The following is a 23,913-nucleotide window of genomic DNA, read 5'->3' on the forward strand; positions in this document are numbered from 1 at the left end:
ATACCGCACACAGAATAGAACTTATGGGTGAAAGTCTAAGAAAAAAAAGGTAAAATTGTCAGGCCTTCAGATCATAAGGCCAAAGTCATATTAAAGGGGGTCAGTATCCCCGGTACGGGGTCAGCATCTCCGGAATCTCCACTGCGGGTGGCTAATTGCTTACCGATATGTGAAAATATGATGTGCATGACGAAAGTTTGTTTTACAAAAAAAAAGGAATTACTATAATTCATTGTCATCACCAAAGTACTTTGCCTTTATTGCTGACACTACCATTAGATGATGCAGGTTTAGATTGGCTTTTATTGGGGCAGAAGATGTAATAGGCCTAATATCGCGAACAGTAATATATTAGGCTTGTTATTAAATTAACATTTAAGGGCAAGAAATTTTTCGGGCATAAAAAAAGTCCCGGATTAAATCAGGGGCTGATATTTTAGCTAAAGCTAATTACCATGCAAACGAATAATCGCTTAGCATATCTAAATTATTAAATGAAAGCACCTGGTAAGATTTTTTAACCGGCTTTCTTTTATTTTGAGTTTGAGACACTGCCTTGAGCATCTCAATAATGCCTAAATCGGCATTCTTTATTACTATATCCACCGAATCACCTGCCATAATATCTTTGTGGAACTGATCCGCAAAAGATCTTGACATAAATATGATGTCTTTGAAATCTACATCCACTCTGGTATTATCAGCTAATTGTTCTCTGATGAGTTGAGCGAGTTGAGTTGCACCCTCTCTGGTGTCAAGTGTAGATGGAAAAATAGTGTTTACTCTTATTTCTGATGTAATCATAACATCTCCCTTCTTAAATGCAAAGGTAATAAATATAAATATCTTTTGACAATTAGCTAATGTAATCGTAAGGATTAAATCCTGGTTTTGAAACAACCGGGATTCTCAAACATAAATACACTCCCTGCCAGTTAATTGTTTCAGAAAGGTCAACTACTTCATTTCTTTCTGAGGTATGAATATTAATAACGTTGCCAGACCACAAAAAGTACTTCCCGTTTAGCCCTTTTGTAAGCATATCCTTTGAAGTACTTATTCCAAACCCCCTGTCAACATTCCCACTCTTGGTAGATTTACCAGCCAGGGCAGCCTCCATTGCATCTTTGTTACTAAGAATCATCTGATATCTTTCTAAACTTTGATAAGATTCTAAAAGTGTTCGTCCTATATCCGCAATAACGATATCAATGTATCCTTTTGACTGATAAAATTGTGCCAGAAGATAGCCTTTATCATCGTGAGCATGATGTAATACATTATTGACGGCCTCATCAATTAAGTACATTAATGCGGTTGTCATATGTGACTTTAAACCACAAATTTCCATCAGTAATTGATTAATAGCACTAAGAAAATGATCACGAACCTGGGTTATCTCATAGCCATCGCCTGTTGGAAAATTTATTATTGGCAGATAAGTTTTTGCTCTAAAAGCAGCTAAATACTCAGGAAATCGACCCTGGGGTAAAATACCGGGATCAATTCCCTTTGGGAAATTTATATGCTTCATATACTCTTTCGTAAGTTGTCGGGAAAAATTATGCTGTAACTCAACTGCCCTTCCAATTCGTTCATTTTGTTTAATGATCAAGGGTATTGCCATCGAAAAAAATGGATGGGTAAAACGGGCATTATCGTAATTCAGGATAATTGGTTCATCTGAAGATATACTGTTTATATCGTTTACGAGATTGAAAACCTTTTGTATTGGGTCTCCAAAATTATCTGAAAAACTATTAGGCAAGTACAGAACTGACATTTATAAATTATGATTTGACAAATCAATTTTTTTAAGTTTATATCTCTGTATCCAAAGAACTTACTCAGCTAAGATAATAAAAGGGTTTCTCTCGTAGAACGATTCTCACGATGATTTCCTGGCACAAAAGTATAGCAGTTCCAAATTACCAGAACCAGATTCCAACCCCCCTTCTTCAAATTAATCCCCCCATTAACAAATACTTTATGCAAATTTGAATCAAAATCAATTCTTATGAAACAGGGCCTTTTAATAGATATGGACGGAGTAATTTACAGTGGTGAATTACTAATAGAAGGAGCCGACAAATTTATAAATAATTTAATAAAGAACGATATCCCGTTTACATTTATGACCAATAACAGCCAGCGTACCAGGCTTGAGGTTGTACGTAAGCTAAAACATCTAGGAATTGATGTAACTGTAGATCATGTTTATACCAGTGCAATGGCGACCGGTAAATTCCTTGGTGATCAGGGTTCCCATGGAACAGCCTATGTATTGGGCGAAGGAGGACTACTGGCAAGTTTACATGAAAACGGAATTACCCTGGTAAACACTGATCCGGAATTTGTGGTATTGGGTGAAGGCCGGAATTTTACATTAGAAATGGTCCAGCGTGCCGTAGATATGATTCTGGCAGGTGCTAAATTTATTACGACTAACCGCGATCCTTCACCCAAAAAACCGGGATGGAATAATTTGGGCATCGCAGCTACCACAGCAATGATTGAAGAGGCAACGGGCAGGAAAGCTTTCGTTACCGGAAAACCGAGTCCGGTGATGATGCGATCAGCCCGAAAATATTTAGGCCTGGAAACCGGTGGCACAACGGTGATAGGTGATACCATGGAAACCGATATACAGGGAGGTGTTCAAATGGGATACAAAACAATTCTGGTGCTCTCAGGTATCGCCCAAAAGGAGGATTTATCCAACTATGCCTTCAAACCTGATTTAATAAGCAGTTCTATTGATAAGATTGAGCTGCCATTGAGGTGGTGGGAAGGGTGAGGTAGAAGTATGAGGTAAGAGGTATGAAGTATGAGGTGTTAGGTATCAGGTATGAGAAGGCGTGTTTTCTGCCAAAATCAATTAAACCGGCTTCATAAATTGATTTGCCCTTTTAGAAATCGGGAATTTTCTTTCTCCAATTAAAATTATAAAGTCTTTTTACCAGATGCTGATTCGCCCGTCAATTTATTTTTCGACAGCAGATATCCACCGGGTTTATACCTCAGGCATTAAATCGTATTCTCCATAGTTCTGAAGGATTCAGCGAAAGCTTCCCTTTGTTCCTGCAAATTCTTATAACGCTCCCTGGAAGATTCCATATTGAGATAAGTCTGGCTTGTAAGCTGATGCAGCTGAGCACGCACAATTCTGAGAAAGGCTAGTTCTCCTGCCTGATTGATATAATGGTAATTCTGCCTAAAATAATCTATAGCCGAACTCAGTGCCGCGGGCATCATTAATTTTTTTGTGGCCTTAACAGAGATATCTTAAAACTGCACATTAAGAACCAGATGTTCCATAAAGTCCCCTCCCGGATCACTGGCCTCAATAACTATCACATTTACTATCTAAACTGCAGCTCATTAAAATAAATTATTAAATTAAATATATAAAGTCTATGGATTTAGTAGAATTTAATTATCATTGCACTTTGAATTCAAAATAATAACCAAAGCTTTTACAAAAAGTGAAATGAAAAAAACAGTAATCATTAACCGAATTGCCCATTCAATCTTTCCTTCCTTATCAAACATCCAGGTGAACCGATGTTGCTGCTGATAAAAACATCTCCACTATTCTCTATTTAACCCTTTATCAAATCCTATAAATTATCATAAAATGAAACATTTTTCGTATAAATTAAATTTTTTTTTTTAACAATTTTTCTGATTCAAAGCCTATCTACATATGCCCAGCATGTAGTTGTAGGTTTAGTAAAAGACACTCAAGGCCAGCCTTTGGCTGGAGCAACTATAGCAATTAGAGGAACCAGCATTTTGACTAAAGCAGATTCTATTGGTCAGTTCAGGCTGAGTGTAAACCAGGAGCCACCATTTTTTATCAGAGCTTCTTTCGTTGGTTTTAAGCCACAAGATTTTCAGATTTTGAAATTTGAAAGCACACCACTGCAGCTAACTCTTGTAGATGATGCGCTTCTGGAAGAAATAGTAGTTACTTCCAGACGCCGTTCAGAGGTTTTGCAGGATGTCCCAATTCCGATTTCGGTAGTAGGCAGGGCCCAGATTGAAGAATCGGGTTCATTCAACGTAGGCAGAGTAAAAGAACTAATTCCGTCCGTTCAGATGTATACTTCCAATCCAAGAAATACAGGAGTGAACATTCGGGGGATTGGTTCACCCTTTGGTCTTACAAATGATGGCCTCGACCCTGGTGTGGGGTATTATGTTGACGGGGTATATTATGCACGTCCGGCAGCAGCCACCCTTGATTTTATAGATATTGATCGTATCGAAGTATTACGCGGTCCTCAAGGAACTTTATTCGGCAAGAATACCAGTGCTGGTGCCTTTAATATCGTGACCCGTAAACCTAGCTTTACCCCAGATTATAGCTTTGAAACCAGCTTCGGAAATTATGGATTTATCCAGGCCAAGGCTTCTGTTACAGGACCTTTAAGTAAGAAACTTGCAGCACGTCTCTCCTTTTCAGGCACTCAGCGTAATGGGGTTATTGAGAACGTACGTACAGGTAAATTCACTAATGATATCAACAACCTTGGCTTTCGGGGACAATTGTTGTTTAAACCGAATGACAACACCTTCATCACCCTTGCAGCGGACGCATCCGATCAGCAGCCCGATGGTTATGCTCAGGTAATTGCCGGAGTAGTGACAACAAAACGTCCGGCTTATCGACAGTTCGATGCAATCATTTCTGATCTTAATTATACACTTCCAAGCAGGAAGGCATTCGACCGTAAGATTGATCATGATACTCCATGGAATTCCGGCAATGAATTGGGTGGTGTTTCATTAAATGCCGAGACAAAACTAGGTCCCGGAACACTAACTTCTACTACTGCATGGCGGTATTGGAACTGGGATCCGTCAAATGACAGGGATTTTACCGGATTGCAGGCATTGGCAAAATCTCAAAATCCAGCAGAACATAGTAACTGGTCGCAGGAAGTTCGTTATGCGGGTCAGCTGACTGAAAAACTAAGCGGCGTGGTAGGCCTATTTTACATAGATCAGGAAGTAAAAATCAATGGAACAGAAGAGTCAGGAACGGCTCAATGGCGTTTTTCCCAAAGCTCAACCAGTGCCTTATGGAGAACACCTGGACTTTTGGAAGGTTATGGAATCTATACTAATGCTTCTATTAAATCCCAAAGTGCTGCAGCATTTGCAAGTATCGACTGGGAGATTGCAAATGGCTTCCATATATTACCGGGGATTCGTTTTAATTACGACAATAAAGATGTAGACTACAAACGGGTTGCCAGAGGTGGATTACAAACTACGGATGCCGCATTATTAGCGATTAAAACCGGAGTTTATAGTGATCAGTCATACCTTGCCAGCGCAGATGAACGGAATTTTACCTATTCACTTACCGCATCATACAGACCAAACAGACGTCTTAATGCTTTTGCTACTTATTCAACAAGCTTTAAACCGGTTGGGGTTAACGTAGCCGGTCTGCCTACTGTTAATGGGGCAGCCGCAACTGATCTTGCTGTAATTAAACCGGAAGACACAAAACATTATGAACTTGGCTTAAAAAGCACACCGGCAGACAATTTAACCTTGAATCTAACTTTCCATAATTCAGATATCAAAGATTACCAGACGAATGTTCAATCACCTCAATTAGGTGTAAACCGTGGCTATATCGCCAATGCCGAGAAAGTGAATGTAAAAGGTGCAGAACTGGACCTCAGTTTAAAAGCCAGCAATTATTTCTCCTTTTATGGCGCAGCTGCCTATACTGAGGCAACTTATGTTAAGTTCACAAATGCACCACTTCCACTAGAAGAAACAGGTTTAACTTTGAATGGAGTTCAGGTCGCATTTAAGGATATTTCAGGAGGCGATCTTCCGGGAATTTCAAAATGGGCAGGATCATTAGGTGGCGAGTACGCGACACCTGCAAAGTTTTTTAATAAAGAATCGAAATTCTTTACCGCATTGGATGGGTATTTCCGGTCCTCCTTCTCTTCAAGTCCATCACCTTCTGCATTTCTGAATATTGATGGCTATGCACTTATCAATGGGAGAATTGGATATAAAGCCACCAAGGGCTTCTCTGCCTATGTATGGGGACGAAACTTGTTGAATAAGGACTATTTCGAACAATTGCTGCCTGCTGGTGGTAACGCTGGTCATTATGCAGGTGTACTGGGTGATCCCAGAACCTATGGACTAACGCTAAGATTTGCATTATAAATACAATTGAATATTTTAAAAGCCCCACAATTTGTTTGTGGGGCTTTTTTATGGAATATCAATTCATTCTTAACTAATAAGGAAACTAATTCAGAATGTATAAATCAAGGCCTTTACAATTCAAATCAAGATAAGGCGAGTTTGATATAAAATCTTATTAGTGTCTTGTCATAAATACTTTACCGTATAACTGAATAGCCCGGTGCTTTAGCTCCGGATATTGATCCGGTTTTCGGGACGGGCTTCAGCCCAAAACCTAAGCGAACAGAACGGAACAAATCCTGGTGCTTCAGCGCCAAAATGTCAATAAATACGCCTTATCTACTATTCCATAATCCGAATTTTATGGTAAGAGAATATATTAAAAATCAGGAATGGCATCATCAGAAAAAATCATTTGAAGAAGAATACAAGGCTTTTATTAAAAAACCGGGGTTCAATCAAATCAGAGGAGCTTAATGTTCTATCAATCGGGCTGAAGCCCAATCTAATTTTCCTCACCTATTGCTGAATTTTGGGCTGAAGCCCGAAAACGAACAAACTTATTAGCTCCAGCTAAAGCTGGAGCCTATTGAGCGACCGTGCTATCGTAATTTCATAATACTTTGACTAACGCATTGAAATACTAAAAAGGCTAAAATAAAATGGCGGTTTACCTGTGACGATAAGAGTGTGAAATTATCGAAACTTTATCCGTCAATTAATAAGTGGAACTCAAGAGAACGTTTAAGTTGAATAATTTTCTCTTGCTTTAAAAAGCAAGGTCATTGCCTCTTCGGTCGTCGCAGTTCCATGTTCTGCCGTAGTTTTTCCATTAGATTCCAACCGCATTATTTCGACCTGCTTTATATAGTTTAATTATGCAGGGTTCGTCTCCGTATAATCCCTATTCATCATTTCAATTGTTTTCCTGGTTCCGACCTCCATAATATTCCGAAGACTGTCTTGTACTGTCTCAACAAATGCAGGCAATTGGGATAAATCAACATCCCATAGTTCAGTATTTGAGAGTGCACGTAGTACCATTTCATTGACATCGTATTCTTTCCATAGACCGGAGTAGTATGAAGCCCATTCATCATCTACCTGGTAGCGCATATTATTAGAGCTTCCGTAATATGCCCCATTCAATTCTTCTGTCTGCATAAAACGCAGGTAGGCTGCGAAACCAACAGCGATAAATTTAGGAACACTCTGATAATTCTTATAATAGTTTAGTAGCACAGGGATTACACGCATTTTTAACTTCATTGAATAATTTACGCTGATGCTAAGCCACTGATGCCTGATGTGCGGATTACGAAATCTATCGAGAACCTTAGCCGAAAACTGCAGCGCCTGTTCTCTTGCAACAGGATATGGTATGGCCCGTGCCAACTCATCCTGCATAAGGGAAGAGATAAATCCCGACATCACTGAATCTTCCATAGCATCACATACTGTCCCAAGTCCGGAAAGAAATGCAGCAGCACAGCTCAATGTATGTGTCCCGTTAAGCAGCCTCAGCTTCAATTCCTTATACATAGTTATGTCCGAAGCAATAATTACCCCTTCATCAGCCTGTTCAAAAGACAGGATCTTCCTGATACGCTCATCACCTTCGATTGCCCATAAGGAGTATACCTCAGAAAAAACAAACAACTCATCCCGATATCCAAGCTCCTGCTCCAACCTTTTCAGGGTATTTTCATCCGGCTTTCCGGGAACAATCCTGTCGACCAGCGTATTGCAAAAAGTATTAAATCCCAGCCATTTTATAAATTCCGGTTCCAGCTTATTGTGCTCTGCCAGTTCGAACAGGATGTTCCTGAGTTTTATGCCATTATCTGTGATTAATTCAGTAGGAAGAATGATCAAGCCCTTATTCTCGTCAGCATTAAATACTTTGTACCTGTGATACAAAATAGCCAGAAGTTTTCCGGGATAAGATACCGGCGTGCCCTTTTGAATATCCTCCCGGATAAGTTCAATACCTAGTTCAGTTGTATTTGAAATAATTATTTCCAATGTTTCTGAAGCAGCCACATCAAGTATTTTCTGCCATTCAGTTTTAGCACTTAGTACCCTGCTAATCGCAGAATTAATAATATTCAGTTCTACTTTATTATCTCCATCTACTCCACGGATTCCGATGGTGTAAAGGGAATCCTGTTCATTAAAATCATTGGTATCACCCCTGTCAGTTGATTTAATTAGAACCACCCGGCCATTAAATATCCCCCTTCGATTAGCTTTATCTATAAAGTAGTCTGGCAATGCGCGCAGCAATACACCGGTTCCAAACTGAAGGACTTTTTCGGGAAGCTGAATACGGTTTATCTCTGTATTTAGAGAAGCATCTATCTTCCCCAGATTCTCTTTATTTAATTTCATAGTATTTTATATTTCTCACACAATTAACTGTTAAGTCAAACATCAGATAGCATTAATCTAGACAGGAGATATGGGATGTGAGATATGAGACATGTGATCAAATTATTGATTTTATTCAGAATTTCGCCTATGGCCGATAGCTCACGGCCCGTATACTACCCTACCTTGTATAATGGTGGTCTGAACATTAATATCTTTGTCAAAGATGACGATATCTGCATCTTTCCCTTTTACAAGTGAGCCTTTTTTATCAGCTACATTCATAATTCTTGCGGGTGTACTGCTCATCATTCTGACTGCCTCAAGAAGCGGAACATCCGCCATATTGATCATATTTCTTACCAGACGATCGGTAGTGGCAACGCTCCCGGCGAAACAAGTACGATCAGGTAATTTAGCTACTCCATCCTCTATGATGACCTTTAAACCCGTGTACAAATTACCTATTATACTGTCACCTTCGGGCATACTTGCCCCGCGAATTGCATCGGTGATCAGCGCAATTCTATCCGGGCCCTTGATCTTATAAATAAGTTTCAGCAGCGGTGCAGGGAGATGGATTCCATCCGCAATAATTTCTACATCCATTTCATCAATCAAAAATGCACTCTCTATTGCACCTGCATAACGGAAAGCATTTCTTCTGCTCACCCCCGACATCCCCGAATAAAGATGGGTTGCCAGAGTATAACCGTTTTCGAATCCTTCAAGTACTTCCTCATAAATCGCGTCAGTATGTGCTAATGCGGGAAGGATACCTTTTGAAATGAGGTACCTGGCAAATGGTATAGCCCCTTTAAGTTCGGGTGCTGCGCTCCAGCGTTTGATCGAATTTGAACTTGCTATCACGTCCATATATTCCTCAGGATCAGGATCACGAATATATCGGGGATCCTGAGCTCCGCGTTGATTCATAGCAAAATAAGGCCCCTCCAAATGCATTCCCAGGAATTGTGAACCATTGATATTCTTTTTATTTGCCTTGTCGTATAACTCAAGGGTATGAAGCAGATCTTTTTTCTCACTCGTCAATGTAGTTGGCGACATGGCTGTGGTTCCATATCTGGCATGTGTTTCTGCTGCCTTGAGAAAGGCTGTTTCGCTTCCATCCATGAAATCATGCCCTCCACCCCCATGCACATGAATATCAATAAAACCCGGAGAAATATAATTTCCGTTTGCATTGATTTCAATTGCATCACTTACTTCAATATCTCCTTCTTTTACCTCCGTGATAATACCATCAGTTATCAGTACTGTTCCCTGAGGGATCATTCGGTAAGGAGTAAGGATTTTACCATTGAAGATTTTTAATTTCTGTAAATTCATATCAGAAAATTCGATATTTAAAACTATTGTTACGTGACTGAGCTAATACGGTTAAATTTTAACCTTAGTATTTCCTCCCTTTAATAGTGATATGTCAATTGGCTTATTATTTTTCCAGGCCCCGGAAGTAAAATCAGGCACATCAATTGAATTTGAACGGTTGTTGACAGAGAGTTCACTCAAGGGGAAAATGGAGCTCCAGAGTGCTGCATCATACACATCCTGATCGAGCGGCAAACCATTCCGAAGGCAGTCTATGGTACGCCAATCCATTAAGAAGTCCATACCACCATGCCCCCCAACCCGCTTAGCCAGCTCTCCTATTTTCCGGACAATTGCGGGTTTGTATTTCTCTTCCAGTGATTTAAACTCCTGCTCAGAAAGCCATCCTTCATGACTGGTAGAGATCCGGCCGGGTTCAGGATATTTTAGTGCTGTACCTTTAGTTCCGCTTACCAGGTGAATTCGCGAATATGGACGGGGAGAGGTTACATCATGCTGAATCATGATTGTCCGGCCCTGATTGGTACGGATAGTGGTCGTATTCATATTACCCCGGAATGGTTTATCAACAAAGGGTTTAAAAAAATCGTCTTTTGACGCCAGTTTTTTAGCCATATCACCCATCATGAAATCCTTCCCTGATACCGATACCAGGTAATCCATTTTATCACCCCTGTTGATGTTCATTACCTGACAGACAGGGCCTAAACCATGCGTTGGATAAAGAGAGCCATTCCTGCTAGCATTCTGTTTGAGACGCCACATATCCCAGTATGCATTTTTGTTAAAATTAGAAGCCAGCAGATCATGAATATATGCCCCTTCAGCATGAATAATTTCTCCAAAGAATCCCTGGCGAGCCATATTCAGTGTCAACATCTCAAAAAAATCATAACATGTGTTTTCCAGCATCATGCAATGCTTGCGGGTTCTTTCTGAGGTTTCTACTAATTGCCAGCATTCTTCAACTGTAGTGGCTGCGGGCACCTCTACACATACATGTTTTCCATGATCCATTGCATAAACCGCCATTGGGGTATGCAGGTGCCATGGAGTGGTGACGTATATCAGATCAATATCATCCCGTTCGCATATTTTCTTCCACTCCTCTGAATTACCAACGTAAACAGCCGGATTCTGGCCAGTACCCTCGAGTCGTTTTTTAGCAGCATTGACTTTTTCGGGCCTTATATCGCATAGGGCCTTGATTTCTACATTACCGATCTTACTGATCCTTACTACAGCTCCTGTTCCCCGGTTACCTGTACCAATAATACCAATACGAACGGTATCTATTTTAGGTGCTGCATAGCCCGACATGTTGAATTTCTGAACCGGATTCTGAACAGGCCCTTCCCTTTTATCGGCATAGGCAGGCAGAATGCCTGCACCAGTTAAACCTATGCCCGCCATACCTGCGAGTTTTATAAAATTTCTGCGATTGTTTTTCATGGTTTGTTCTGTTGTCTGTTGTCAGGGATATTCTGCTAAATGTTAAATCAATTGGTAATAGCCATTATTCTCTGCTATTTATTCTATAACATTAGTTCTCAATGAAACGCGATTTAGTCTTGGTTCCTGGCTCTTGGCTCTTGATTCTTGATTCTTGATTCTGTTGTCTGTTGTCAGTTGTCTGTGATATACTAAAGATGTCAAATGAACTGTAAATAGGCTTTTTTCCTTGTTCGTTGCTCCTTGATCCAGTTGCTATTTCCAAACAACATCATTATTATTTCTGATACCAGAGGCAGGGAAAGGATGTTTATCAGTAAAGGGATACAGAGCTTTCTGATCTTCAATCACAATCATCTTTTCATTCAGCGTTCCATCCGGATTCATAGCCTTAGTCAGATCAAGTCCGAGATGTTTTGCAAGGAAAGGATAAACTGCAGCGCGTTTATTTTCATCATAACCATGAAATTCTTTTGGAAGATGCACATTTTCTACCAAACCGGGTTTATCCAGCAAATTATAAATATATTTTGTGTGCGGATATTCCACTTCCGGATTATTCTTTGTCCAATCGCCACCAACAGAAACCAATAACATTGGCCTTGGAGCTGCTAGAGCGGCAATTTCTACATTATTGGTTTGAAAATTCCGGCCTTTATGAATGGGCATACCACTTTCACAAACACATCCGCCAAAGAAATGAGCCGACACCATCACGACCGGCGCAGAAACAGCTATACGATCATCAACTGCTGCGAGCAGAAAAGTCTGAGTACCTCCGCCTGATGCACCGGTCATACCAATTTTTTCAGGGTCTGCACCCATCATAAGAAGGAAATCAATGCCACGTATACTATTCCATAATTGCAGCTTTAATGCTTCGGGATGCTGATGTATCCACCCTAATTCCTCCATTTGCCCATATCCAACCGCATCATAAGCCCATACCATTGCACCCATTCTTGCCTGAGATGCAAAACGTTTTTGTGCATCGGGGCGATACCGACCCACATCACCAGGTTCTGTCCAATGTCCATGCGCATTTAATATTCCCGGAAGCTTTCCATTTGAATTCGTCGGAGTATATAAACTACCGGTGACATATACTCCCGGCAGACTTTCAAAAGCGACATTTTGCACCTGATAACCATCGAAAACTCGCTTTTCGCCGAAAACAGGATTAAGAGGCCCCTTTTTAGGATATTTCTCTAAACCAGCTCCTTTTAAAATATGCTCCCGGATCTGTTTTGCACGATTTTTCCAGGCTGCAGATGTAGTATATGACTGTTCCATCCTGTTGAGAAAAGATTTACCTTCTTCAGGAGTCCAATGATTCCCTACACATAACATTGACTCAGAGGTCCTTTGAGAAATTTTATCCTGCGAGACAGAAGATTCGATAGAAAAAAGCAGTCCGCATACAATTAGAAAAGTATTTGTTATAATCTTCATAAGAATTGTGTGAATTAATTAGAATAATTTCAATCTGCAATATTTTAATCATGCTTTAAATGAATTTGTTTCCCTTCTTTAGCTGATTCATAAATAGCCAATATAATCTCAACGGCTTTGCGGGCTTCATCTCCGCTGATTTCAAAAGGTCGGCCTGACTCAACAGATGCAATAAAAGCCTCAATATTTTTTTGATGTGATTGATACGAAATTGCCGCCGGGTCAGACACTCCGCCGCCGCCTTCAATTTCCTTAAAGCTTTTTAAAATTCTAATATCTTCTTCTGTTTGATCAGCAAATTGCCAAACAGCAAAAGCATTTTCAACCATGATTGCAGTCCCCCGGGTACCGGTAATTTCTATACGACGAAACTGCCCCGGGAAAGAGGCTGTAGAACCATAAATTCCGCCCAAAGCCTGATTCCTGAATTTCACAATGGCTGTTGCTGTGTCCTCAACTTCTATATCATGGCCTCTTGTTGCTATATAAGCATGTAAAGAATCTACAGGCCCCATCAAGTACTGAAGGAGATCGATCATATGAATACTCTGGTTCATTAAGGCCCCGCCGCCATCAAGCTTCCAGGTTCCACGCCAGCTACTCTTGTAATATTCATCAGTTCTCCACCAGGGTACATGCACAGATGCATAGCTTATTTTACCAAAGCGACCCTGATCAATTGCGTTCTTTAAATGTGCAACCGCATCATTAAACCGATAATTGAAAATCCCTCCTAAAGAAGTCCCGGCTTTTTTGTGGGCTTCAATCATTTTCTCAATTCGTTCCAAAGAAATTTCAAGGGGTTTTTCGCAAATTACATGCTTGCCACAGCGTGCGGCTTCTATGGCAGGCTCCATGTGGCGTCCACTGGGTGTTGCAACTGTTACAATATCAATATCTTCAGAATGAAGCATTTCTTCATAATTTGCAAATGCCTTTAATTTATATTTTTCAGCAAACTTCCTGGCTTTAAGCGGATCAGAGCTACAAACGCCTACCAGAGTAGCATTTTCTATATTCTGAATTGCTTTTACATGAATATCTGCAATCATTCCGGTTCCAATTATTCCAAAATTCCAGTTTCTCATTGATTTGGTTGTCAGTTATCTGTTGTCAGTGATATACTACTAAATGTCAAATGAACTGTTAATAGTCTTTATTCTTTGTTCCTTATTCTTTGTTCCTTGTTCCTTATTCTTTGTTCCTTGTTCTTTATTCCTTGTTCTTTTTACAACTTAATATTTAGACGCGAAATTATCTGCAAAAGCATTGATCTCAGCATCACTTAGATGAGATCCCGAACTAATAACAATCCGGTATTTTAGTGTAAGGGATCCTCCAGCAGGGATAGTATAGTTTAATTCCTCTTTACCATTGGTAAAATCCTTTACTCCAAATGGATTTGCCGCAAATAATCCATAACCACGGGCGTGCCAGTATGTTGGATAAGTCAGATTTTCAGGATGGTCACAAATGACCATAGATATTTTTTCTTCACCGATATTTCCATACAAATCCATCCATTTTGCGCGTTTACCCCAGACTGCCTCACCGGTTACGCCCTCGCTGCTTCTGTAGTTCCCTGTTACACCCTCATTTGACATTTTCTTTAAAGTGGTTGGTTGGCCATTAGCATCAGTCAGAGTAACAACTTCTTTTGATGGTAATTCCAACTGTCGTGCGACACGAATGCCAAAACTACCCTCTTTAGTGTCTTTCATAATGACTGGTAAAGCACCGGCAGTCAGGGTAGTGATCCGGTCGATAATACGCGTTGAGCCTTTTGCAATAAAATGTAACTCAGTCCGCTCTGCAATAAGTTGATTACCATCCGGAGCTATCCAGCCAGCAGTAGTAAGCATGGTCCCTTCACCAATACCGCCCGAAAGCTTCTCAATACTGATATGTTTTATTTGCCCGCCTTTTACATTTCTTTTCCCTTCAGAGCCATTCCCCCAGAAATCAATCCCATTGACATTCCCATAATTTAACCAGTTACCTACCTGATGTATATGATCACGACGTTCACCCTCTCTGGCTTTTATTGGGAAACCACGGGTTACCGGGGTTCCGGCAGCACTGAGCAATGGATAAAGTATAGGCTTATATACTGTATCGGGCCACCAATATGAGGAAAATAGTTTTCCATCAATTAGTACATCAACCTTCTTCTTAGCTTCATTTTTAACGAATTTAATGACCGGTGATTTGTTATTCTGAATCCGGTTTTGAGCTGTGGAACTATCCGATAAGGCTATTATGAGGGTGAATATTATAATTGAAGCTAACTTTACTTTCATTATACTATTTTTTAATAAATACTATAAAAATTTTGTTTGAATTAAACCTTAGACGGGACTACATAAGGACTACGGTATACTCTGGTCAGCATCTTATCAGCTTCCCGATCATTTTCAAACCTTTCAGAATCACCAATAAACTTCAATTCACGTCCACCCAGCCGATATGAAATATTGGCTAAAAAGGGTACTGCGGATGAGTAATGGCCATCGAGAATATCGCAGTGAAGAGTCTCGTCTTTACCCGATTTGATCGCATCGAGAAAATTTATATAATGCTCTGTATCACTTGAGCCAGTGAGAGAAGCGACCTCAGCAGTTGCTACTTTTGAGCCTGCAAATGGTTCCTTATCCTGTTTCCTGAAAGCTTTCCAGGTACCCCCATTAATTTCAAGATATCCCTCGCTACCATAAAATACATTACCGATCTTGATACCCAAACTTGATTCAGCATTTGAATGTCTGCCCCTGGTTTCAAACTCCAGGATTTTTCCGTCCTTGTATTTCGCTACAGAAATTTGTGTATTCGGAGTTTCCTGAGCACATTCTGCCGGATTAATACCGTAAATACCACCGGTAGAAAAAATCGATACAGGATGTTCATTTTTATTAAGACCCCAGCGAGCCACATCAAATTGATGAGGACCCTGATTTCCGGTATCACCATTACCGGTATCCCAGAACCAATGCCAATTATAATGTCCTCGTTTTTCGTTATAAGGACGGGAAGGAGCCGGACCTAACCAACGATCATAATGGAGGCTTGCCGGCGGAGTACTGTCTGGTGATATACCAAATGAATCCCTGGGTTTGATGCAAAGCCCACGCGCCATGTAAACTTCCCCGATCCCTCCTTCATGCAGGAATTTCATTGCCTCTATCACATTGGGTATTGAGCGATTCTGAAAGCCAACCTGAATACGCTTATTATATTTACGGGAAGCTTCAATCATTTTTCTACCTTCCCAGATATTATGGGAAGATGGCTTCTCAACATAAACGTGTTTACCTGCCTGACAAGCCCAGATGGTGCCGAGTGCATGCCAATGGTTCGGAGTTGCAAATGATACAGCATCAATTTCTTTATCATCCAATACTCTACGCATGTCCCATTCGGTTAAAGGTGTGGCCCCGGTCCTATCGAAAACGGTTTTAGAACGTGGGTCAAAAAACTGCTCATCAGTATCACACAGCGTTTTGATGCGTACATTATGGCTGTCTTTAAGATTACACCATGCATCGATATGGGAAACACCCCTGCCCCGAATACCAATAACTGCTACATTAATCCGATCGTTAGCACCAATGATTGATCCATAGGATTTTGCACTGAGACCTATGCCAGTAACTGCTATGCCTGCACTTCCTATCAGGGTTTTCTTAATAAAATCTCTTCTTTGAGTCATTTTTATAAATTTTTAAATTGATTTATGTTTAAATGAATGATGTTAATGGCTATCTCATGTCTCATATCTCATATCTCATATTTTGGCAACCAAATCTTTGAAAGCAGTCAATTGTTCTTTCATAGCGCTTAGCCTGTCGGTCGGTGTAGAACTTGCTTCGAGTAGTATCCATCCTTTATAGTTTATCCCTGCAAAAAGGTTAAAAAGTTTCTGATAGGGGTAATCATTCGCATTTAATTCACGAACATGTACCGTATCACCGATCCATTGTTTTACCATATTAAAGTTGCCCTCAATGCCGGGAGGATTCAGGTCGACAGGATTACTGTTCCAGCAGATTTTAACATTGGGCTGAATTACCTGATCAAAAATTGCTTTCATATTGGGTAATTCCTGTGTAATTAGTCCATGCGCTTCAACTCTAACTATTAAACCATAATCTCCGGCAAATTTTCCAACCTCATTCAATGAATCAGCAATCTGGGCAATGGTCCTTTCTCTTGGCACCCCGGCAGGGAGGTTATTAGGCTTCACTTTAATCCCGCTTGCCCCGATGTCTTTACAAAGCTTAATATATTCCTTAGTCTGTTCAATATTCTGACGGAGTATGGTCTGATCAGGGTTATGGTATTCAAAATTCGATCCGTATCCAACACAAGTCACCGGACTATCAGCAAATCTTTTTTTCACCTCGATTCGCTGTGTAGCGTTAAGACTGGCCTCAACACCATGTGCATGCTGGGTACGAAGCTCTACCCCCAGAAAACCTGTCTTCTCGCAGTTGGAAATAACAGTGGGCAAATCCCAATCCTTACCCCACTGATAGGTAACCAGACCAAATTTCATTGCTGATTCTTTTATATTTAAGCCTGAATCAGAATCGATGTGGCTGTTGGCATCAAGTTTTGATGCATAAGATGCGGCACCACCTATTACGAGTCCGGCTCCTACAGTCAGGCTCTCCTTAATAAAATTTCTACGATTATTATTCATTTCTAAAAGCTTGTATCGTTAAGGTATACATAAGTTAAAATATTTTAATCGATTTCAAATAAAGAAATGAAACTAAAATTTTCGTATCAAAGACAATATTTAATAATTAGGTAAAGTCGTCTTAACTATAAATAGATATTAAACAAATAGCTTTGTCTTGCTATGAAAAAATTTATAACCCAGATTAAACACGCAATCCTTCTGCTTCTTCCAGCGGTTAATGCCTCTCGCCCCTTCGTTTTCACAAATTATATTTTCCTGATAATGGCCCTGCAAATACCGGTCATTTCAAATGGGCAGACCAAAACAACTGATCTCAGAACACTAATTGTATTCTTTGATGGCTTGCGACCTGATTACATTACGGCTGAAAATATGCCCAATCTTTATGCATTTAAACAGAAGGCAGTTTATGGCAAAAACCACCATAGTGTTTTCCCTACAGTTACCCGGGTCAATGCATCTTCTTATGCTACAGGAAGTTACCCGGGCACACATGGTTTGATGGGAAATAGTGTTTACATCCCGCAGGCAGACAAAACAAAGGCCCTGAATACGGGAAATGCATCAGAAATTGATGAAATAAGCAAAGCAACCAATGATCAGGTCTTAACTGCAGTTTCATTGGGAGAACTGATGCAGCAGAGCGGATCCAGTATGATGGTCTTTAGTTCTGGCACAAGCGGACAGGCACTCATGCAAAATCATAAAATCAGTGGGGGCGCTGTAATAAACCCATCAATGATCAGACCTGAATCAATGAAAGAAAAGGTCATGACTGAAATTGGTACTGTTGAGTCTCTGGGTGGAAAACATGTGTGGATCGCTAATGCCTTAATGAAATATGGCTTACGATTAGATGGGCCGAAAGTGAGTGCGATATGGTTTGGTGATCCGGATGGAACCGCACACCGTGATGGTATCGGGGCAGCAACTTCCATGGCTGCAATTAAGACTGTAGATGAGCAATTCGGAAGAATCCTTAAAGATCTGGAAAGCAAAGGCCTTGATAAGAATTTCAATATTCTAATTTCCTCAGACCATGGCTTTGTTACAGATATTGGCAAGATAGGACTGGCTGATTTTTTAATTGAAAAAGGATTAAAGAAAGATGAAACTTCGGATGATGTTATACTTGCCGGGGGAGCTGTATATGTAAAGGATCATGATGAGGAATTGATCAAAAAAATTGTAGCAGCATTGCAGCAAGAGGAATGGGTTGGCGGAATTTTTACCCGTTCTAAAAAAACCGGGGATACACAAGGATGGGTTCCAGGAACTTTATCATTCGATGCTATTCATTGGGCCCACCCGGAGCGATCCGGTGATATCCTGGTGGATGTAAACTGGAATGATGATAAAAATGCTGCGGGTTACGCCGGATCAAGCTTTGCAAGGGGTGTGGCGGGTCACGGTGGATTCAGTCCTTATGAAGTACATATCGCCCTAATGGCTTATGGTCCAAGCTTCAAAAAAGCAATTGAAACTGATTTACCTAGTTCAAATGTCGATCTGGTGCCAACTATCCTGCATCTGCACAACATCGATATTCCCAAACAAATGGATGGAAGGGTAATGTATGAACTTTTAAACGAAAAAACTCCGGCTTCAGCTCCTGAACGAGCCAAAATCAACACAATTGAAGCCCGTACAGATATTCCTGGAGGTAAATACAGGTTAATTCTTGAGCAATCAATCCTGGGAAAATATATTTATTTGAACAGTGCAAAAGTGATTAGGGAAAAATAATATTAAGCAGTTTTTATAATCTGGAAAATCCTGACTCAATGGGTCTGATATAACTTATAACCTTCAAATTTCATTAATTGAATTATAGGACTTCACGATTAATAGACCTTTCTTATTGTTTGATATCGCATTGCAACATTTATTTTTCAAGTTTTAGTTGCATTATATTATCAAAAAAAAATATTAAATTAGAGTATAACAAAAAATAAGCTTATGAAAAAGTACCTCATGTTTCTTGGAGTTGTTTTATGTTTGACAGCTGCTGCCAATGTAATTGACAAAGGTAAATGGACTGGCTTTATCAGTGATGAACACTGTGGAATTAAGGGAAATAATAAAGGTCATGCTTCCTGTGCCAAAAGCTGTGTAAGTGGTGGATCTAAAGCCGTATTTGTAGTTGGCGACAAAGTTTATGCAATCAGTAATCCTAAAAAAGTTGAAAATTTTATCGGCGACGAGGTAAGCATTACTGGCAGCATGACTAAAAATGTTCTGGAAATAGAAACAATCAAAATCAAGAAATAACTATATCCATAAGGATATTGGGTATTGATTCTGATTGATAGCCACACTCATAAATTACCTGTAATTTATGAGGTGTTTTTGTGCATTAATTAATAATCCTAAATTTTAATATTCCCGCAGTCTGGTTCTACATCAAAGCATCATTTCTTTTGCCTTCGAATCCCAATTTCGTTGCTCATCAGTTGTATGAGAGTCAGGCGACCTATTTTTAATCCTTATAATCTAAAGCAAATCATGATGAATGATAGCAATACTGCTATGAATCATAGTCTTATATGACATTGGTCATTTCTTTTAACTATAAAAAGTTACATTTTGCTGATTGTGTGTTAAAGGTAAGTTCATCCGAAATTTTCATTTAACATGGATAAAAGCATTTTAATAGGTTCCAGTTACAAACAAAAGTAAAAAAACCCTAAAAATATGATAAAGCTACTCATCCCAACCGATTTCTCTGACAACGCCCTGAAGGCGGTAGAGTATGTTATGGAGATTGCAAAAATTTCTGAGACAACTATTTATTTATTGAATGTTATTGAACCCATCCCTAACAGCATCAGGCAACCTTATGCAGGGCTTGAAAAACTGGAAAAAGAAATTGTTAACAACAGGCTTAGTGAACTCAATGCATTGCAGAAATCCATTGTCCAACAATACCCGGATATAAAAATAGAATCTGAAGTAGTTAGAGGGACAATCATCACTTCTGTTCTTGATTTTGCAGAGAGCAAGCAGGTTGATTTGATTGTAATGGGAACCAAAGGTGCCACGGGGTTGCAGGAAATTTTTATGGGCAGTGTTTCTGCAGGCACTATTGGCCAAAGCAAAATACCGGTATTGACTATACCGCATGACTATATTTTTGAAGTGCCCGATGGCATATTATTTGCCACCAATCGCTTTGAAGAAAACACTGAGTTGCTGAATAAGATTGTTGAAATAGCAAACCTTTTTTCTGCAAGCATTCATGTAGTTGTATTTGTAGATACCGATACTGCAGAAGCCGCTGATTATATCCAAAACACAAGGCAATTAACTAATTACCTGGTTTTTTTAAAGACGGCCTTTCCGGGCATTACCTTTAAAGCTGAACTCCTGGAAGGAAGTGTATTTGAGGAGATTATAGAAAATTACAATACAAAAAACGAAGTGGATATTATTGCAATGATAACCTATCCCAAGAGTTTTTGGGAAAGGCTAGTGAAAAAAAGTATGACAAAGAAAATGGCTTTTCATTCAAAGATTCCTGTACTGGCAATTCCGGCAAAATAAAACAGTTGCCTGAAAAAGAAATTACCTTTCATGCACCTATTATGCCGCTTTATGAAAAAAAATAATAAAATCACAGTATAAAAAAGAAGAGACACGAAGGCCAAGACAGCATTAGGGAAAAGAGTTGGAATAACCTATGCATAAATACCCCCATTAAATTAACTGTATATTTATAAAAGGGATAGAAGTACCGGCCAAATTTCATACACTCCTGAAATAGCATTACACTTTTGGCTTGATTTTGCAACAAAGGGCTATCCTTTTTCATGTTTTTACAAGGATGGAAAGCAACCCTTTGGCAAAAGGAATGGTCTGGGAAGTATAAAACCTTGTTTAATTATACCGAAAGAGGTAAAATCAAAGAGTTGTAAAATGGTAAGGATTAATAATAAACAAAGAATCCAAAAGCCACTCCTTCGGAGTTGGGATTGCGGAGGCTTCTAAAAGACAAAAGAATGAGCGCATATATCATTCCCTTTAATAAAATCAATCTCACCCACCTGCCCGAAGTAGGTGGCAAGAATGCGTCACTTGGTGAAATGTTCAATAAACTTCATCCATTGGGGATTGAAGTGCCGGATGGCTTTGCTGTTACAGTTGAAAGCTACCGTCATTTCCTTTCGCATAATAAGATTGAATCTACACTCAGTCAGTTATTAAAGTTGATTGATAGTAAGTCACTGTCCAATCTTCCTCAGATTGCTTTGCAGTGCAGAACCCTTGTAATTAAAGCAGTGATTCCTGATGAAGTGAAGAAAGAAATTCTGAATGCCTACCGTCAATTATCGGGCAATCAACACAATTTATCAGTTGCAGTACGCAGCAGTGCAACGGCAGAAGATTTACCAACTGCCAGCTTTGCCGGGCAACATGATTCTTTTCTCAATATTCGTGGCGAAGAAAATTTATTAAGTGCAGTACATAAGTGTTATGTATCTCTGTTTAACGACCGTGCAATAAAGTACCGGATTGATAATGGCTTTGAACATATGCAGGTAGGTTTATCTGTAGGTGTGCAGTACATGGTGCGTTCAGATGAAGGTTGTGCCGGTGTAATTTTTACTATTGACCCAGAGAGCGGATTTGAAAATGCCATTTATTTAACAGGAGCCTGGGGCCTTGGTGAAAATGTGGTGCAGGGAGCTGTAACACCTGATGAATACTGGGTGTTCAAGCCAACACTTGCAGAAGGAAAGAACGCCATCATCAGCCGAAAAAAAGGAGAAAAGGAGCACACAATGGTATATGATGAAACAGGTGAAACAGGTAGACCGGTTAAAAATATTGATACGCCTTTACATAAACGCAGCTCCTGGATTTTGTCGGACAGTGAGGTATTGCAGTTGGCTCTTTGGAGTTATGAAATAGAAAAACATTATGCTCTGGCAATGGATATTGAATGGGGCAAAGATGGCATCACCAATAAAATATACATACTTCAGGCAAGACCAGAAACCGTTCATTCGCAAAGGGAACATGGTAAAGTTTATACCTATAAATTGAAGGAAAAAGGCAAGCTTATTTGTAAAGGAAAAGCAGTAGGTAAAAAAATAATCAGTGGTCGTGCTTGTATCATTCATTCCCTCAGTGAAGCACATAAATTGCAACAGGGAGATATTTTAATTGCTGACATTACCAACCCCGACTGGAATTCACTTTTACGAAAAGCGGTTAGCATTGTAACCAATAAGGGTGGCCGTACAAGTCATTCAGCAATTGTAGCACGTGAATTAGGCATAGCAGCAATTGTTGGTACGGGCAATGCAACACAATTAATCAATGACGGACAGATAATCACAGTAGCCAATATTGAAGGCGACGAAGGAAATGTATTTGAGGGTATGGTGCCGTTTGAAGTCATGACAGATGATTTATCAAAAGTTCCAAAAACAGATACTACACCGTTATTTATACTGGCTGATCCAGACAGGGCCTTTGAACTCTCACACTATCCTGCGAAAGGTGTTGGCTTATTAAGAATGGAATTTATTATTAACAACAGTATCCTTATTCACCCGATGGCATTGGTACAGTTCGATCAGCTTCCGGAAAGCCCGGTAAAAAGTACCATAGCACAAATTACAAGTGGATATAAAAGCAAAACGGAATATTTTGTTCATCAATTGGCCGAGTCAATTGCAAAAGTTGCCGCAGCATTTTATCCAAACCAGGTTATTCTTCGGATGAGTGATTTTAAAACCAATGAATATGCATCACTTATCGGCGGGCAATTTTATGAGCCGAAAGAAGAAAACCCCATGATAGGTTTCCGTGGTGCATCACGTTACTACGACCAACGGTATTTGCCTGGCTTTGGATTGGAATGTGAGGCGGTATTAAGAGTAAGAAATGAAATGGGACTCAGTAATGTAAAAGTGATGATTCCTTTTTGCCGTACTGTAAAAGAAGCAGAGAAAGTTTTACAAACAATGGAAACATTCGGATTAAAACGAGGTGAAAACGGACTGGAAATATTTGTAATGATTGAGATACCCAGCAATGTGATACTGGCTGATAAGTTTGCAAAATTGTTTGATGGCTTTTCCATTGGCTCTAACGACCTGACACAGTTAACCCTGGGGCTCGACAGGGATTCAGAAATAGTAAGTCATCTATTTAATGAGAATGATGAAGCAGTAACTACCATGATTGCACAGGCCATTGCAGCAGCTAAAAATGCAGGCATCAAAATTGGTTTGTGTGGCCAGGCACCGAGCGATTTTCCTGAGTTTTCACAATTTCTGGTAGAGCAGGGTATTGATTCCATTTCCTTTACTCCAGATGCACTATTAAAGGGAATAGAAAATATTTCAAAAGCTGAATTGAAAATGAATTTAATAAAATAATTTTTA

At 39.7% G+C, this 23,913-nt stretch carries 17 protein-coding genes; 6 read left to right on the forward strand and 11 right to left on the reverse strand.

All coding sequences use genetic code 11. The annotated features are described in order from the left end of the window. Positions 1-450 precede the first annotated feature (450 nt). Both Q8S11_RS03105 and Q8S11_RS03110 read right to left on the reverse strand, forming a co-directional pair. A complete protein-coding gene (locus Q8S11_RS03105; RefSeq protein WP_305660623.1) occupies positions 451-804 on the reverse strand; it encodes a hypothetical protein in 354 nt (117 codons plus the stop codon). Between the two features lie 52 nt (positions 805-856). Continuing rightward, positions 857-1,783 carry a hypothetical protein gene (locus tag Q8S11_RS03110; protein ID WP_305660624.1) on the reverse strand — a complete coding sequence of 309 codons (927 nt, stop codon included), beginning with the start codon at positions 1,781-1,783 and terminating at the stop codon, positions 857-859. A 234-nt stretch (positions 1,784-2,017) separates the two neighbouring features. Here Q8S11_RS03110 and Q8S11_RS03115 point away from each other — a divergent pair, with 234 nt between their 5' ends. After that, positions 2,018-2,797: an HAD-IIA family hydrolase gene (locus Q8S11_RS03115; protein WP_305660625.1), complete on the forward strand. Its 780-nt coding sequence runs from the start codon at positions 2,018-2,020 to the stop codon at positions 2,795-2,797. Positions 2,798-3,027: 230 nt separating this feature from the next. On the opposite strand, the gene Q8S11_RS03120 is transcribed toward Q8S11_RS03115, so the two are convergent. Beyond that, positions 3,028-3,255 (reverse strand): hypothetical protein, encoded by a 228-nt coding sequence (locus Q8S11_RS03120; RefSeq protein ID WP_305660626.1) that lies wholly within the window; start codon positions 3,253-3,255, stop codon positions 3,028-3,030. Positions 3,256-3,687: 432 nt separating this feature from the next. Between Q8S11_RS03120 and Q8S11_RS03125 the strand changes: the two genes are divergently transcribed. Next, positions 3,688-6,207, forward strand: coding sequence for a TonB-dependent receptor (locus tag Q8S11_RS03125; protein ID WP_305660666.1), 2,520 nt, complete (start codon positions 3,688-3,690; stop codon positions 6,205-6,207). An 858-nt stretch (positions 6,208-7,065) separates the two neighbouring features. On the opposite strand, the gene Q8S11_RS03130 is transcribed toward Q8S11_RS03125, so the two are convergent. From Q8S11_RS03130 to Q8S11_RS03165, 8 genes are all read right to left on the reverse strand, one after another. Further along, the gene (locus tag Q8S11_RS03130) at positions 7,066-8,580 is read right to left on the reverse strand and encodes a tagaturonate reductase (RefSeq protein WP_305660627.1); all 1,515 of its coding nucleotides are present in this window, start codon (positions 8,578-8,580) and stop codon (positions 7,066-7,068) included. Between the two features lie 141 nt (positions 8,581-8,721). After that, on the reverse strand, positions 8,722-9,909 hold the full coding sequence (gene nagA / locus Q8S11_RS03135; protein WP_305660628.1) for an N-acetylglucosamine-6-phosphate deacetylase: 1,188 nt from the start codon (positions 9,907-9,909) through the stop codon (positions 8,722-8,724). A 51-nt stretch (positions 9,910-9,960) separates the two neighbouring features. Then, positions 9,961-11,364 (reverse strand): Gfo/Idh/MocA family protein, encoded by a 1,404-nt coding sequence (locus tag Q8S11_RS03140; protein ID WP_305660629.1) that lies wholly within the window; start codon positions 11,362-11,364, stop codon positions 9,961-9,963. Between the two features lie 255 nt (positions 11,365-11,619). Next, on the reverse strand, positions 11,620-12,816 hold the full coding sequence (locus Q8S11_RS03145) for a S9 family peptidase (RefSeq protein WP_305660630.1): 1,197 nt from the start codon (positions 12,814-12,816) through the stop codon (positions 11,620-11,622). Positions 12,817-12,860: 44 nt separating this feature from the next. Further along, positions 12,861-13,904 carry a Gfo/Idh/MocA family protein gene (locus Q8S11_RS03150; protein WP_305660631.1) on the reverse strand — a complete coding sequence of 348 codons (1,044 nt, stop codon included), beginning with the start codon at positions 13,902-13,904 and terminating at the stop codon, positions 12,861-12,863. Between the two features lie 147 nt (positions 13,905-14,051). Beyond that, a complete protein-coding gene (locus Q8S11_RS03155; protein ID WP_305660632.1) occupies positions 14,052-15,116 on the reverse strand; it encodes a PmoA family protein in 1,065 nt (354 codons plus the stop codon). Positions 15,117-15,157: 41 nt separating this feature from the next. Continuing rightward, entirely contained in the window at positions 15,158-16,522 is a 1,365-nt protein-coding gene (locus Q8S11_RS03160) for a Gfo/Idh/MocA family protein (protein WP_305660633.1), read from the reverse strand. A gap of 75 nt (positions 16,523-16,597) precedes the next feature. Further along, positions 16,598-17,515 carry a sugar phosphate isomerase/epimerase gene (locus tag Q8S11_RS03165; RefSeq protein WP_305660634.1) on the reverse strand — a complete coding sequence of 306 codons (918 nt, stop codon included), beginning with the start codon at positions 17,513-17,515 and terminating at the stop codon, positions 16,598-16,600. 162 nt (positions 17,516-17,677) lie between these two features. Here Q8S11_RS03165 and Q8S11_RS03170 point away from each other — a divergent pair, with 162 nt between their 5' ends. The 4 genes from Q8S11_RS03170 (at position 17,678) to ppsA (ending at position 23,907) form a co-directional block, all read left to right on the forward strand. Beyond that, complete coding sequence (locus Q8S11_RS03170; protein WP_305660635.1) at positions 17,678-19,264, forward strand: alkaline phosphatase family protein; 1,587 nt, start codon at positions 17,678-17,680, stop codon at positions 19,262-19,264. 213 nt (positions 19,265-19,477) lie between these two features. Then, complete coding sequence (locus Q8S11_RS03175; protein WP_305660636.1) at positions 19,478-19,789, forward strand: hypothetical protein; 312 nt, start codon at positions 19,478-19,480, stop codon at positions 19,787-19,789. Between the two features lie 423 nt (positions 19,790-20,212). Then, complete coding sequence (locus Q8S11_RS03180; RefSeq protein ID WP_305660637.1) at positions 20,213-21,061, forward strand: universal stress protein; 849 nt, start codon at positions 20,213-20,215, stop codon at positions 21,059-21,061. A 455-nt stretch (positions 21,062-21,516) separates the two neighbouring features. Continuing rightward, the gene (gene ppsA, locus Q8S11_RS03185) at positions 21,517-23,907 is read left to right on the forward strand and encodes a phosphoenolpyruvate synthase (RefSeq protein WP_305660638.1); all 2,391 of its coding nucleotides are present in this window, start codon (positions 21,517-21,519) and stop codon (positions 23,905-23,907) included. Positions 23,908-23,913: the final 6 nt, after the last annotated feature.

The organism is Daejeonella sp. (assembly GCF_030695525.1).
In the GTDB taxonomy this organism is placed as follows: domain Bacteria; phylum Bacteroidota; class Bacteroidia; order Sphingobacteriales; family Sphingobacteriaceae; genus Daejeonella.